Origin of the sequence: Cytobacillus sp. FSL K6-0265, from assembly GCF_038003465.1 — a bacterium.
In the GTDB taxonomy this organism is placed as follows: Bacteria; Bacillota; Bacilli; order Bacillales; family Cytobacillaceae; genus Cytobacillus; species Cytobacillus stercorigallinarum.
Map to the genome: position 1 here is coordinate 2998572 of NZ_JBBOPE010000001.1, position 13787 is coordinate 3012358.

Annotated in this window: 16 protein-coding genes; 3 read left to right on the forward strand and 13 right to left on the reverse strand. The window is 35.8% G+C overall.

The window, feature by feature from the left end; all coding sequences use genetic code 11:
* Window positions 1-20: 20 nt before the first annotated feature.
* From MHH73_RS15145 to MHH73_RS15170, 6 genes are all read right to left on the reverse strand, one after another.
* Window positions 21-803, reverse strand: a complete 783-nt coding sequence (locus MHH73_RS15145; protein ID WP_191810506.1) for a DUF92 domain-containing protein — start codon at window positions 801-803, stop codon at window positions 21-23.
* A gap of 5 nt (window positions 804-808) precedes the next feature.
* Complete coding sequence (locus MHH73_RS15150) at window positions 809-1360, reverse strand: 5-formyltetrahydrofolate cyclo-ligase (RefSeq protein WP_191810504.1); 552 nt, start codon at window positions 1358-1360, stop codon at window positions 809-811.
* A 126-nt stretch (window positions 1361-1486) separates the two neighbouring features.
* On the reverse strand, window positions 1487-1636 hold the full coding sequence (gene rpmG / locus MHH73_RS15155) for a 50S ribosomal protein L33 (protein ID WP_057771568.1): 150 nt from the start codon (window positions 1634-1636) through the stop codon (window positions 1487-1489).
* A gap of 64 nt (window positions 1637-1700) precedes the next feature.
* The gene (locus tag MHH73_RS15160) at window positions 1701-2345 is read right to left on the reverse strand and encodes a hypothetical protein (protein ID WP_191810501.1); all 645 of its coding nucleotides are present in this window, start codon (window positions 2343-2345) and stop codon (window positions 1701-1703) included.
* 5 nt (window positions 2346-2350) lie between these two features.
* Window positions 2351-3529 (reverse strand): glycosyltransferase family 4 protein, encoded by a 1179-nt coding sequence (locus tag MHH73_RS15165; protein ID WP_191810499.1) that lies wholly within the window; start codon window positions 3527-3529, stop codon window positions 2351-2353.
* Window positions 3526-3960 carry a hypothetical protein gene (locus tag MHH73_RS15170; protein ID WP_191810497.1) on the reverse strand — a complete coding sequence of 145 codons (435 nt, stop codon included), beginning with the start codon at window positions 3958-3960 and terminating at the stop codon, window positions 3526-3528. The genes MHH73_RS15165 and MHH73_RS15170 overlap by 4 nt, the downstream gene beginning before the upstream one ends.
* A 266-nt stretch (window positions 3961-4226) precedes the next feature.
* On the opposite strand from MHH73_RS15170, the gene MHH73_RS15175 reads away from it, so the two are divergent.
* Entirely contained in the window at window positions 4227-4613 is a 387-nt protein-coding gene (locus MHH73_RS15175; protein WP_318245435.1) for a hypothetical protein, read from the forward strand.
* Complete coding sequence (locus MHH73_RS15180; RefSeq protein WP_191810495.1) at window positions 4610-5062, forward strand: endolytic transglycosylase MltG; 453 nt, start codon at window positions 4610-4612, stop codon at window positions 5060-5062. The genes MHH73_RS15175 and MHH73_RS15180 overlap by 4 nt, the downstream gene beginning before the upstream one ends.
* A 207-nt stretch (window positions 5063-5269) precedes the next feature.
* Here the strand turns inward: MHH73_RS15180 and MHH73_RS15185 are convergent, their stop codons facing one another.
* Window positions 5270-5860 (reverse strand): TetR/AcrR family transcriptional regulator, encoded by a 591-nt coding sequence (locus tag MHH73_RS15185; protein ID WP_191810493.1) that lies wholly within the window; start codon window positions 5858-5860, stop codon window positions 5270-5272.
* Window positions 5861-6008: 148 nt separating this feature from the next.
* Between MHH73_RS15185 and MHH73_RS15190 the strand changes: the two genes are divergently transcribed.
* Entirely contained in the window at window positions 6009-6779 is a 771-nt protein-coding gene (locus MHH73_RS15190) for an SDR family NAD(P)-dependent oxidoreductase (RefSeq protein ID WP_191810491.1), read from the forward strand.
* Between the two features lie 85 nt (window positions 6780-6864).
* On the opposite strand, the gene phoU is transcribed toward MHH73_RS15190, so the two are convergent.
* The 6 genes from phoU to MHH73_RS15220 form a co-directional block, all read right to left on the reverse strand.
* Complete coding sequence (gene phoU, locus MHH73_RS15195) at window positions 6865-7524, reverse strand: phosphate signaling complex protein PhoU (protein WP_191810489.1); 660 nt, start codon at window positions 7522-7524, stop codon at window positions 6865-6867.
* A 23-nt stretch (window positions 7525-7547) separates the two neighbouring features.
* Window positions 7548-8372, reverse strand: coding sequence for a phosphate ABC transporter ATP-binding protein PstB (pstB, locus tag MHH73_RS15200; protein ID WP_191810486.1), 825 nt, complete (start codon window positions 8370-8372; stop codon window positions 7548-7550).
* A gap of 16 nt (window positions 8373-8388) precedes the next feature.
* Window positions 8389-9267, reverse strand: coding sequence for a phosphate ABC transporter permease PstA (pstA, locus tag MHH73_RS15205; RefSeq protein WP_191810484.1), 879 nt, complete (start codon window positions 9265-9267; stop codon window positions 8389-8391).
* Between the two features lies 1 nt (window position 9268).
* Window positions 9269-10219 (reverse strand): phosphate ABC transporter permease subunit PstC, encoded by a 951-nt coding sequence (pstC, locus tag MHH73_RS15210; RefSeq protein WP_191810483.1) that lies wholly within the window; start codon window positions 10217-10219, stop codon window positions 9269-9271.
* A 51-nt stretch (window positions 10220-10270) separates the two neighbouring features.
* Entirely contained in the window at window positions 10271-11245 is a 975-nt protein-coding gene (locus tag MHH73_RS15215) for a PstS family phosphate ABC transporter substrate-binding protein (protein ID WP_191810480.1), read from the reverse strand.
* Window positions 11246-11642: 397 nt separating this feature from the next.
* Window positions 11643-13742 (reverse strand): peptidoglycan D,D-transpeptidase FtsI family protein, encoded by a 2100-nt coding sequence (locus tag MHH73_RS15220; RefSeq protein ID WP_191811348.1) that lies wholly within the window; start codon window positions 13740-13742, stop codon window positions 11643-11645.
* Window positions 13743-13787 lie beyond the last annotated feature (45 nt).

Consider the following 13787-nt stretch of genomic DNA (forward strand, 5'->3'; position numbering starts at 1 on the left):
ATGCGAATCATTCTCTGCAATTATCCACCTGCTACAGTCACAAAGAACAAAATACCTAATAAACTCGCAAGACCACAAGATGAAAGGTTAACAAGATCATTATTAACTACTGTGCGACCGCCTAAATAGACCGTTTGACAATGACAATGCCATTTCGATTCGACTACCATATCACAAGCTGGACAACGATAGGTTACCTGAATAAAAGCACCCAATAACGTATCCAAGATATTTCCGAGGAAACCAAAGACAAATATCATAAGCATAGTGGAAAAAGATAATGAATAGGACAACATAGCAATCATAGCAATAGAGAAGGCACCCATTATGGCAGCAAAGGTTCCGAGGAAACTCATTGCTCCTGAAGTACCTGGCTCTACCTGCTTCAGATTCTTAATAGACAAAGGTTTTCTTTTACTTAAAGCACCTATCTCTGAGGCCCAAGTGTCAGAATTTGCACTCGCAATGGTTATCGTAAAAGCAATGAAAAAAATAGGAGAAGGAAAAATAATAAAAAGTACACTAAATAAAGCAGGTAATCCACCATTCGCAAACACTTGCTGCCAATCTCTTGTAGAACCTTTTTCATGACGTGCTTCGATTTGTTGCTTCTGCTTTTTCTTGTATTTTGACAATAAGCTTGAACTAATGAAAAAGAAGCCAAGGAGCAGTAGTCCCTTCCATCCAAAACCTATGCTAATCAATACACCAACAACAATTGCTGCTAAGGCGCCTGACATTGTAAGAAGTTGAAGAAGATAGCCTAAAAAAGCGGCAATGAGTACAAGAAAAATAAATATCAATTCTTTCACTCCGTAACTGTAATAATCTTTTGAACAGGTAAATCATGGGGGTCTAATGGCATTTTATTAACCACTTGCTCGGGAAAAGCTAATGAAAGGGTAACACCGTTATAATCTACTAAATAACGATCATAATACCCGCCACCAAAACCAATTCGATCACCCTTTAATGTATAAGCAACGCCTGGAACAATTAATAAGTCAATTTCAGAAGGCTGAACACTCTTTGTTTTGTCTTTTACTGGTTCTTGTAATCCAGAATAAACGACTTCTAGGTTGTCATAACTTGAAAAAATCCTAAAATCCATTTCCTTCGTTTTTGGTAAGCATTTTGGAATAGCCACTTGTTTTCCTTCCGACCAGGCCTGATTAATAATTGGAAAAGTATCGACTTCTGGGAAGCGTGATATTGTAAGAGCAACTACTTTAGATTGTTGCCAATGAGATGTGAGGAATAATTGCGATGCTAATTTTTCTGATAGTGATGTATATTGTTCATTAGTCATTGCTGTTAATTGTTGCATAATCTTCTTTCTCAGTTGTTTTTTATCCACCATTTTACTCTCCTCTACCATCAAATATAAAAAACACTTATTTAAACTCTCTAATCTTACCCAGCATCATCCCTGTGATGAAACCATAAAAAAGGAGACAAAAAAAAGCAGCAGGAATCTACCTACTGCTTATTTTGTCTCACGGTGTGTTGTAGAACGCTTTTCTCTTGGGCAGTATTTTTTTAGCTCAAGACGATCTGGATTGTTTCTTTTATTTTTTTTAGAAATATAGTTACGATCTCCGCATTCTGTGCAAGCTAACGTAATATTTACACGCATGTCATTTCCCTCCAAACTACTAAGCACTAGTTCGTTTCATACGACTTTTATATAATATCACTTTTTAGTTTGAAATGCTAGTATGTTTTTTTAAAAGTGTTTGATTTACTTGTAATAGCTGTTTTTGACAGTCATCGGTAATTGACCATGCTGTCCCTTCCATAGCGGATTTTCCTGTTATTTTAGCGGTATCCCCACATAAACTAACTACTTTTCCTTTTCCTATTGGATTGTATGATAATGTTTGTTTTCCGCCTTTGCCATATGACCATATTTTGTTATTATCCACTAGGGCTCGTTGCATCACTGTGTTTTCCTTCATTTTCACACCGTTCAATTGACCATTCACTAAGAATAATTGGCGATCAATCATATGATATATCAACTGTTCAATCGGAGAAATAAAGGAAAAATGTTGGTCATACTCTCTTGGATTACTATGCGCTATAAGTACTTTTATCTCTTTACTCGTGGATAGTTCATTGTAAATGTTGAAATTTAACAGAGAAATATGATGATCTATTCTCACCGTTTTTGTACGTATCGATAAACCCTCTACTTGATGTTCTCTTTCTTCTGCCATATCATTCATTTCGATCCAATAAACACTGTTACCTACGGCGATACCTAACGTTTGATGCAATAAATTTTCCTGAATTGACTGATTCCAATACTCAGTTGTATAAGGCATTTGCTCGATTATTTTCACATTAATCACCTTTTCTTTTGGAATTTATTCACTAGTCCGTTATTTCTATACACCTTTAACGTTTGTTTCGCTACCGTACCCCAGCTAAACTCTGTCTTGATTCTTTTTTGAGCTGCGCTTACGATTTGGTTTCTAAAGTTAGGTTTTGATAGTAGACAATCTATTTTTTTTTCAAGATTGACAACATCCACAGGATCGAAGAAAAGCCCTGACTCATTTTCAATGATAATTTCTATTAATCCCCCAGTTTTAGCTAAAAGTACTGGTAGACCAGCTGCCATCGCTTCTAAAGCCACCATTCCAAATGGTTCGTACAAACTAGGGAAAATAGCTAAGCTAGCATATTCCATCCAGATGTCACGCTCATCATCGTTAACAAAACCAATAAATTGAATCCATTCATCGATTTGTTTAGCATGCACTTTTTGTCTGTAATAAGATAATAACGGGCCTTGTCCAGCGATAATGATTTTTAAGTTTGTATTTTTTTTCTTTAACCTTTCAGCAAGGACAATAAGAATATCGAAACCTTTCTCTTCTACCATCCTCCCCATTGAAAAAAGGTATGGTCTATCTTGAGTAAAATGAGAATGCAGGTTCTTATCTTTTTTCATTGGCTCACTTACACCATTTGGAATGATGGAAAGGGTCGAAGATGGCTGTTCGTATTTATATAGCAATTCATTTTTCATAAAATGACTACAAACTACGAGATGATCGGCAGATGCCATTAATAATTTTTCTTGTCTATCGATAAAACTTTGTCTCTCTGTATAAATTCCATTATGTCTACCTGCCTCAGTTGAATGAATAGTAGCGATAAGCGGTATATCCATTGCCTTCTTTAAAATGATACTACAAGCTGCAACAATCCAATCATGGGCGTGAATCAAATCTATTCCATTCTCCTTAATCACTTCTCTTGCCTTCTCTTCCATCGCTAAATTCACCGAAGCTACCCAATGAAGAAATGAATCAGTTCGCATAAGTGGTGCCACACGATGAATGACTACATTATTTTGTACTTCAAAGGCTTCGTCAATTGTCTGCCTTTTCACTGTTAGCACATGAACGGACACCTTTTCTTGTGCGAGTGATTTCGCTAATTCACTTACATGGCGACCAAGGCCACCAACAATATACGGTGGATATTCCCAAGTTAACAGTAAAATACTCTCAGTCATTGCTTCACTTCATAATAACTATACCCACACACTTGATGGGTCCAGTCAGCATTTATTTCTGATGATAATTGGACAGTTCCCGCTCCACTACCTATTTCAGTAGTATGTAAAGGAAGATAATTGTCATCCATTAACTTCAAACAAAGGGTGATGCGGTAAGAGTGATATTTTGTTTTAATGGCGTTTCTAATGATTCTCATCGATTGGTATGGTGGAATAAAAAACTCATATAGATCGGAATGATTTTTACAGTATGATTGAAGCTGAATAACTTGTAAGCAACTTCTTATATCTTTGTTGTAGTAGAGCGAGAGAAGATCATACTTTTCTTGCCTAATCTTCCAACTAATATAAATATCTTTGTTGATAATTTCTGTTTTTAAAGGTAATTCTCCTGACGAATGTATCATGTGATTCTGACTGATTTCCATTTGCTAACCGTTCCCCTTGTCAGATTATTCTATATATTAATGGTAGCATTGAATGGCCAAGCCCACAATAAACAGATTTTGTCGCTTTATGCTATCTATCGCTATACTTGCCCTCTTGATAAGCATTTTTTCTTCACCGACTTATTTCACCATTTATTCGACAGATATCATGATGATTTACTCGACAAATTCCATAGGGGATTCTTCAAAGTTAGCACGGCTTGTCGATATATATGGTAGAATAACTTTGATAATAAAGCTTTGAGGTGAGAATCATTATCTATCTATTTGCCGTTTTATTCGTTATCGCTATCCTGCTATTTATTTTATCCTTTTTTCTTAAAGATCCTTACCGTTCCTTAAAAGACGAGATTGACCAATTATCAATCCAACATATAAAAGAAATATATCAAATAAAGAAAAAATTAAAACTGTTAGAAGAAGAATTATTGATAGACGAAATCAAACTTCCAAAAGCCTCTGAGTTATCTAGACCTCTGAAGAAGGAAGTTCATGATATTATTAAAAATCAAGTTCTTTTACTTCATAAGCAGGGACTTTCAACAGCGCAAATCGCTAAGCAATCTTCTTTATTGGAAGATGAAGTATTAGCCATTATCACAGCTAGTCAACTTAAAGGTGAAAAAGTATGAATAAATATCTTTTAAGAGCCTTTTCAACTGGTGTATTTTGTACAACCCTTATTCTTCTTATTGGTTATATGCTAATGAATGACGAGAACAAGGACAAGCAAATGATTGATAAGACAAAGGCTCAAACTTATGTAAAAGAACAAGGTTATCATGTTTTGACGGATGATGAGATTGATAAACTCGTTGAAGAAAAATTAGAACTTAATAAACAACAGGAAGAATTACCTAAAGAAGATACTACCATTACAACAGAAATAAAAATCGAGAGTGGCATGCTTCCGCAAGAGATTGCGAAGCAACTTGAAGAGGCGGGCATCATTGAATATAGTGAGGACTTTACTAGCTTTTTAAAAGAATTCAATTATAGTCAAAAGCTACGTGTTGGTACATATAAAGTAAATAATCAACAGTCGTATAAAGAGCTTGCTGATTTATTTAGCAAATCATAGAAAGCGAAACCCTATCTCAATAAATCTTACTAGGCTGCAATTACACTCATAAAATAGAGTTAATTACAGCCTTCTATTATTAAATTACAGAAAAATATAGTTACCACTTCGTTCAATACACCCGTCCAATTTAGAAATTGACACTTAACTTCCCCGCTTGATCTATTAAATAAAAAAGGTTCCTTATCACAAAAAATCCCTACTACTTTATTTCAATTTTCTAGTAAATGAAACAGAATTTACCTTTACATGCAATAAAGATGTTAGTTGTTCAGATAAATAAATGGGCGATTCTTCAAACTCTGTATCAATCCAATGCTTAATAAAACCCAAAATAGTATACGCCTGGTAATTTGTATATAATTTATGATCTATCACAAAATTATCATCTCCTCCAAAGTCTATTTGAATATTATTAACATATTGCTTAAGTGCTTTTATAAATTTATTTTCAAACGTATAAGAAACATCACTTTGTAATAGAGACTTATAATAATGTCTATATTTAAATATATGGTTAAATAATTCTTTTGTAGAAGGTAAAATACTTTGGTCAATTTCATAATCTCGTTGATTCAAAGTACTATTTTCCATCTTGGAGATTAAGTCCCCAATTGCTTCGTCCATCACTTCTTTTAGAACTTCTTCTTTTCTATAGTAATGGTAATAATATGTGCTTCGATTAATATTTGCAGTAGTTGTTAAGTCAGTTATTGTAATTTTATGAAAGGGTTTTAGTAGTAATAATGTAACCAGAGCATCTTTAATCCTTTGTTCAGTGATTAGATTTTTACTCATTAACTTATCCACCTCTCCTTATAACCCCAACAAATATAAACCTTTTTGTTGGTTGTTAAAGAAAACAAAAATAATTATAGTGGTATTGTAATCGATTACAACAATGTTTAAAAGCTAAATTCTATAATTATCTAAAGGGGACTTTTATATGGGTAGATTAACTGGAAAAGTGGCTATTATCACTGGTGCAGCTAGCGGAATGGGTTTGGCAGGTGCACAAATTTTCGCAAAAGAAGGCGCTCAAATTGTAGCAACTGATATAGTTGAAGACGCTTTACAAGTGAAAGTTGAGGAAATTATTAATAATGGTGGAGAAGCCATTGCATTAAAATTAGATGTTTCAAGCCAAGAATCATGGTTAAATGTCGTTCAAACGACAATAGAGAAATACGGTAAGATTGATATTTTAGTCAATAATGCAGGAATTCATATGGCTAAAGGAATTTTAGAAGCAGAATTAGATGACTGGAATAAAGTGATGGCCATTAATACAACGGGTGTATGGCTTGGAATGAAATCCGTTATACCTTATATGCAACAGAATGGCAAAGGGTCAATTATTAATACATCTTCCATTGCAGCAATTGTGGGTGGAGTCGCTGATGCACAAGGGGCAGCGTACAGTGCATCCAAAGGCGCAGTTAGAGCACTTACTAAACATGGTGCTCAGTGGTTTGGAAAAGATAATATCCGAGTGAATTCCGTACATCCTGGTGCAATCTTTACAGGTATGGTTGAGAAAGCTGGAATTAAAACACAAGAAGAAATGGGAGAGAACTATAAAGGTTTAACTCCATTACCTCCTTATGCTGGAGAATCATTGGATATTGCAAATGCATACTTATACCTTGCATCAGACGAATCTAAATTTGTTAATGGAATAGAATTGGTAGTCGACGGCGGTTGGATCAGTAACTAATTTTAAATCAAATAAATAAGATTCACATGATGTTCTTATAAATAAAAGAACGAACCTCTATGATGAAAGAGGTTCGTTACTTTTATCAATCATTCAAATCAAATTGCTTACCTTTCACTAAATAGAAGATATGCTCAGAAATGTTAGTGACATGATCTGCTGCACGTTCTAAATATCTACAAACAAAAGATAATTGAGTAATTTGCGGAATTCGCTCGGATTGCTCACCACTTATTCTTAGTAAATCAACAATCGTTTGCCCATACAAATCATCCACTTCATCATCCATGTCAGCAACAGCTTTTGCTTTTTTAAGATCTTCTTCATTGAAAGCAGATAATGAATCGTTTAACATCGTTAAGCAAATCGCATGCATTTGTTTAATATGAACAATTGGCTTCACATGGTCTTCTTTCCCAATTCTAATAGTGGATTTAGCAATATTGACAGCAAAATCAGCAATTCTCTCAATATCCGTTGCTATCTTTATTGCGACAATAATTCTTCGCAAGTCAATAGCTACTGGCTGTTGTTTTGCAATCAATAAAATGGCATAATCATTAATTTCTTCGTACAATATGTTTGCCTTTGTGTCATTTTCCATAATCTCTAAAGCTAATTCTATATCATGATTCTCAAGTGCCTGAATCGATAAAGAAAGTGCATTTTCAGCAAAATGACCTAAGTCTAATAATTTCCCTCTTAATACTGCTAATTCTTCATCAAACTTCTCTCGTACTGGCAATATAATCAGTCTCCTTTACTTAATTAACCGAACCTACCGGTAATATAATCTTCCGTTCTCTTATCAGTTGGATTAGAAAAGATTTTATCTGTTTCTGCAAATTCTACTACTTCACCATTTAAGAAAAAGGCCGTTCGGTCAGATATTCTAGCTGCTTGTTGCATATTATGTGTCACTATGATGATACTATATTCTTTTTTTAATATTTGTACAAGCTCTTCTACCTTTAGTGTAGAAATCGGGTCTAATGCAGAAGTAGGTTCATCCATTAGTATAACATCCGGTTCGATCGCCAGACATCTTGCAATACATAGTCTTTGTTGTTGACCACCTGATAATCCGTAAGCGTTATCCTGCAATCTATCTTTTACTTCATCCCAAAGTGCTGCTCCTTTTAAACTCTTTTCAACAATTTGATTCAGCACTTTCTTATCTCTTATACCATGAATTCTCGGACCATAAACAACATTTTCATAGATCGATTTAGGAAAGGGATTCGGTTTTTGGAACACCATGCCCACTTTTGTTCTTAATTCCTCTACTCCGTAACGTTTATCAAAAATATTACGTCCACGATATTGAATTTCTCCCGATGTTTTTACTGATGGCACCATTTCAATCATACGGTTCAACGCTTTAATATATGTCGATTTTCCACATCCTGATGGTCCGATTATCGCTGTTACTTCATTTTCATAAATATCTAAATTGATTTGTTTTAATGCATGATTACTTCCATACCATAGATTTAATTCTTTTGTTTGATAAACTTTATTTTTGGCATGAAGATTTTTGTCGTTGAAAATTGAATCGGCAGCTTCTTTTTTGGGTGCAACCAATGTACTCATATTCTCCACTCCTCGTTTAAAACCTTTTTTGAAATTTATTTCTGATTAACACAGCAATAGAATTCATCACAATTAACATGATTAGTAAGACAATAATGCCCCCCGCTGCAACGGCATGAAACTCTTCTTGCGGTCTACTCGTCCAGTTATAGATTTGCATTGGTAAGACAGTAAACATATCGAATACAGATTGAGGTAAAAACGCTAAGAAAAGTGGTAAACCAAGCACTACTAATGGTGCCGTTTCCCCGATTGCACGAGAGAGAGCTAAAATGGTTCCTGTTAATATGCCAGGTAATGCAGCAGGCATAACCACCCTTACAATTGTTTGCCATTTATTAGCTCCCATTCCAAATGATGCTTCTCTTAGCTCCATCGGTACACTTCGAATCGCCTCTTGAGATGCGACGATTATGATTGGTAATACTAGTAAACTCATCGTTAAGCCTGCGGCCAATACACTTGTCCCTAAAGTTAATGCTCTCACAAAAACCGTTAATCCTAATAATCCAAAAACAATCGACGGAACACCAGCTAAGTTAGAGATATTAATCTGTATCAGTGAGGTAAACTTATTTTTACTCGCATACTCCTCTAAGTAAATGGCTGTTCCTACACCAAGTATAAGCGTTACAGGGGCAACAACGCCCATTAACCAAATCGTCCCTATTAAAGCTGTTTTAATACCCGCTTGTTCTGGATTACGTGAAGGTAAGGATTGCAAAAACTGCCAGTCTAAATATCCAATTCCTTGAGTGATTATGCGATACAATAATATCGCAAGAACCACTAATGCCAATGCAGTCGCAAACATGAACAAACCTTTAAAAACGGAATTCTTCCATTTTCGTGGTGACATTTTCTTTAGTACTTGATCATGATTAATTAATTTCATACTAGTATTCCTCCCTAAAGCGCTTGGAGATGAATTGGGCGAGCATATTCATGAACAAGGTGAAAATAAACAATGTAAATCCAACTGCGTAGATACTATAATAGATGGTCGTACCATATCCAGCATCTCCCTGACTGACTTGGACAATATAAGCCGTCATTGTTTGAATACTACTTGTCACATCAAAGCTTAAATTAGGCGTAGAGCCTCCTGCGACAGCAACAATCATTGTTTCACCAATCGCTCTTGAAATGGCTAATACAATAGAAGCGACTATACCTGAAACAGCGGCAGGGATAACAATTTTAATGGCCACTTCAAGTTTGGTTGCCCCTAATGCATAAGCCCCTTCTTTCATCACTTTAGGTACAGACGACATGGCATCTTCTGATAATGAGGCAATCATTGGTGTAATCATAATTCCGATAACGATCCCTGGGCTAAGCGCATTGAATATTTGCAGGGATGGGATCATTTCTCTAAGCACCGGTGTCACAAAAGTGAGAGCAAAAAACCCATAAACGATAGTAGGTATGCCTGCTAATACTTCTAAAATAGGTTTAATAACTCTCCTTGTTCGATCACTCGCATACTCACTCAAGAAAATAGCTACAGCGAGACCAATCGGGACTGCCACAACTGCAGCTATAAGAGCAACTTTTAACGTTCCTGATATTAGCGGTAGAATCCCATATGAGCCCTGTGTTTCAGAAAATGGGTACCACTTTTGTGCGGTAAAAAACTCTTTGATACTAACGTGACTGAAAAAAGTCGTTGTTTCCACAAATAATGTCACAACGATCCCAATCGTCGTTAATACTGACACAATCGCCGTTAATAATAAGATAACTGGAACAATCTTTTCTGACTTTATTTTATTTTGACTTTTAGATTTTTTTTGTTGTATAAGTTCTTGCACAGAAATCGCTTTTTCTTCTTGATGTAAATTCATAGTTGATCCCCCCTTCATTACTATGATGATTTCTATTCATCATTCAAATACTTATTTTAACCCTTCGATAGTTGATAACCCTGCTTCGTATTCCTCGTCTTTTAATTTCACATAACCGACATCTTCTGAAAGTGCTCCTGCATTTTCTAATGTGAATTTAACGAATTCATATGTTTCTTCATTTTTTAAGGATTCGTTTTTCACGTAGATATAAAGTGGACGAGATAATGGTGCATACTCACCTGATTCAACCGTGTCATGAGTCGGCTCAACCGGGCCATTTCCGCCATCAATTGGGACAACTTTTAGCTTATCTTGATTCTCAACATAATAAGCAAATCCAAAGAACCCAATCGCATTTTCATCCCCAGCTACACCTTGAACAAGGATGTTATCATCTTCTGACAGTGTTGCTTGTTCGACAATCGGCTCATCTTCCAGAATGATTTCATTAAAGTAATCATATGTTCCGGAATCTGTTCCTGGAGAATAAAATTTGATTTCTTCATCCGGCCATTCTGGTCGTATATCTGACCATTTTTTTGTTTCACCCGAATCGATCCATAATTCTTTCAATTCTTCGATAGTAAGTGAATCGACCCAATCATTCTCTTTATTCACAACGACTGATAATCCATCGTTGGCTAGCTTTAATTCTGAATACTCAATTCCTGCTTCTTCCACCTGGGTTTTCTCTTCATCTTTAATTTCTCTTGACGCGTTACTGATGTCCGTTGTACCTGCTATAAACTGTTTAAATCCCCCACCTGTTCCAGAAGAAGCGACCGATACTTGTACGCCTGGCTGATTCATACCGAATTCTTCAACAACAGCTTCCATAATAGGATAAACTGTAGAAGAGCCATCAATTTTGATTTCCCCTTGTAACTGTTGATTCTCTTCACTAGCTGTTTGCTCTCCATTACTAGAACTGTTCGCACCGCCATTTGCTCCACATGCCGTTGTAAAAGCAAGAACAGAACCAATCATTAATGTTGATGCCACATACTTGAATCGTTTCTTCATTAGAATATTCCCCCTAGAAATCAGTTGTTTTGTCCTACAAACCCATCATAAGACCTAAACGTTAATAGGAAATAAATATCGTGTAAATATTCTGTAAACCAATATGAAGAAATGTAAAGTGACATTTAGCAATAATCATCTATCATTTTTATTTCAAACGATTGAGTGAACATTACCTGCAATGCTTTAAAGGCAAGGATAATAGACAGGGGAATTTTTGAGGGACTCTTTGGTAAAAGAACGAAAATATAGAGGTAGTTGTATAGTTATCGCTGAGCCTTCTTTACCATTTTTGTAAAAACCAAAACAAAAGAATAAAAATAACTCGGATTCACACTTTAAAACAGTGTGAATCCGAGTTTGATTGTAATGCTTGTATTTTTCAAAACAAACAGGCTTATTCTTCCTCATCTTTGTTAACATCAATTACTTCTTGTTTCGTTAAGTCTTCTGGTTTCTTACTTTCTTCTTTCGCACGTTCTTCTTTTAATTTAAAGTATTCGTCCATGACGCGTTCCGCAATAATCATGTTTGCTTTATGGCCACTTCCACCTTCATAGGCCCAAGGGACCATGACAGCAATTGCCACTTCTGGGTTATCAGAAGGCGCATAACCAACATAGCTGATATTCATTACTTCAGGTGGTTCATCATAATTACTACGTAGTGGTCCATCATAGAAAGCCTCTGCTGTTCCTGTTTTACCTGCAGGGTTATAATCTTTATCACCAAAGAAGGATAGTGCTGTACCTTGTTGTTCTTGTGCAACTTGACGGAACCCTTCTTTTACACGTTCAATCCAAGATGCATCCATATCAAGTTTATTTAAAACTTTCGGCGATATTTCTTCTACAATAGGGCCTAACTCTTCATTTTCTAATAAAGGTTCTCTAATTTCTTTTACTACATGAGGCTCCATTCTATTCCCGCCGTTAGCAATCGTGGACACATACTGGACAAGCTGCATATTAGAGTACGTATCATACTGTCCAATCACTAAGTCCAACATAAATCCAGGGAGTTGACTCATTCCTTTAAATCCTGTTTGTTCATTTGGTAAATCAATCCCTGTTCTAACGCCTAAACCAAACTGAGCAAACGATTCTCTAATTGTATCAAATCCCTTAGGGTCTAATGGCAATGATTTATTATAGCGATATGTGCCGCCACCAATTCGAATGGCTGTTTCAAACATATACACATTGGATGAAACCCTTAATGCGTACAAATCACTAATAGGCCCGAACGTTTTCCAAGATTTTTTCACAGGTGTACCAGCAATTTTTAATGGCTGGTCATTAATAACTGTTCCAGGCTGAATTACGCCTTCCTTATAGCCCGTAAGAATCGTAGCCCCTTTGACTACAGAACCGGCATTATAAGTGGTCGTTATATTCCCTAATGCATCATCCGTCATTCTTGTTTTGCCTGTTTCTTCATCTTTCACGAGCCTTCTTCCAGCCATTGTTAAAATTTCTCCGCTATATGGATCCATTAAAACGACATAGGCTCTATCTAAAAGACCCGTTCCTCCCGTTTGTTTAGCCGCACGCAACTCTTCTTCAATGATCTTTTCTGTGGCTAATTGTAAATCCATATCGACACTTAAAACTAAGTCTTTCCCCCGTTGCCCTTCTGAAATTGTCACCGTTTCTAGAATCGTACCACCTTTATCAGTGACATTTTTCACTTTGGCTTTTTGACCATGGAGGACTTCTTCGTATTGATATTCAAGATAACTTTTACCTACGCGGTCATTCCTTGAATAATCTCTCGCTAAATAATAATCAAGCATTTCTTTCGGAATACCTTCTTCAGAAGATGAAACAGAACCAAGGACAGATTTCAACGTATTATCAAAAGCATAGTAACGGTCCCAATCAGTCGTTGTATCAACCCCTGGAAGATAATCTAAATTTTCACTTACTAGGGCAAACTCCTTTGCAGTTACTCCCTCGTTTTTAACAACTTGTGGAGTAAAGGCATATCCACTAGAGAATTCCCGATAGATAGCAAGGACTTCCAAATCCTCTTCCGTTAGTTCATTCAATTCTTCTTCCGTAATACGATCTAAAGTTAGTTGGTACACATCTTTATCGTAATCGGCTTCTTCGTTCTCACGAATACTATCCTTTTCTTTATCTGTTACCTTTTTTTCGGCTCGATCAGGATTAATCATAATCCAATAATCTTTTTCATCTCGTTCAGTGACTTTTTCTGTATCTTTTTCAATTAGTTCCGCTAATTTCTCAGCAGTATCAAGCATTTCCTCTTGACTAGCTCCATTATTCGTATATGTAATGGCATTCTGCGGGATATTATCGACAATAATCTTTCCTGTGCTATCAAACATCTTTCCCCTAGGAACTGGGTTATTTACAGTGATTTCTTCTGTTCTTTCAATTTCTCGTTTATAGTCATCACCGTAGACAATTTGAACAAATCCTAATCTAAAAATAAGTACAGAGAACAACACAAAGACAATTAAGAAAAGCATGTTCAACCGAAAGGACACACGATTCTTCTTCTTCTTCTTATTCAA

Coding starts and splice junctions, on each gene's coding strand:
- pstA (WP_191810484.1), bottom strand. CDS start 9,267: ATGAAATTAATTAATCATGATCAAGTACTAAAGAAAATGTCACCACGA.
- MHH73_RS15150 (WP_191810504.1), bottom strand. CDS start 1,360: ATGGTGGATAAAAAACAACTGAGAAAGAAGATTATGCAACAATTAACA.
- MHH73_RS15190 (WP_191810491.1), top strand. CDS start 6,009: ATGGGTAGATTAACTGGAAAAGTGGCTATTATCACTGGTGCAGCTAGC.
- pstB (WP_191810486.1), bottom strand. CDS start 8,372: ATGAGTACATTGGTTGCACCCAAAAAAGAAGCTGCCGATTCAATTTTC.
- MHH73_RS15185 (WP_191810493.1), bottom strand. CDS start 5,860: ATGAGTAAAAATCTAATCACTGAACAAAGGATTAAAGATGCTCTGGTT.
- rpmG (WP_057771568.1), bottom strand. CDS start 1,636: ATGCGTGTAAATATTACGTTAGCTTGCACAGAATGCGGAGATCGTAAC.
- pstC (WP_191810483.1), bottom strand. CDS start 10,219: ATGAATTTACATCAAGAAGAAAAAGCGATTTCTGTGCAAGAACTTATA.
- MHH73_RS15165 (WP_191810499.1), bottom strand. CDS start 3,529: ATGACTGAGAGTATTTTACTGTTAACTTGGGAATATCCACCGTATATT.
- MHH73_RS15170 (WP_191810497.1), bottom strand. CDS start 3,960: ATGGAAATCAGTCAGAATCACATGATACATTCGTCAGGAGAATTACCT.
- MHH73_RS15215 (WP_191810480.1), bottom strand. CDS start 11,245: ATGAAGAAACGATTCAAGTATGTGGCATCAACATTAATGATTGGTTCT.
- MHH73_RS15180 (WP_191810495.1), top strand. CDS start 4,610: ATGAATAAATATCTTTTAAGAGCCTTTTCAACTGGTGTATTTTGTACA.
- MHH73_RS15220 (WP_191811348.1), bottom strand. CDS start 13,742: ATGCTTTTCTTAATTGTCTTTGTGTTGTTCTCTGTACTTATTTTTAGA.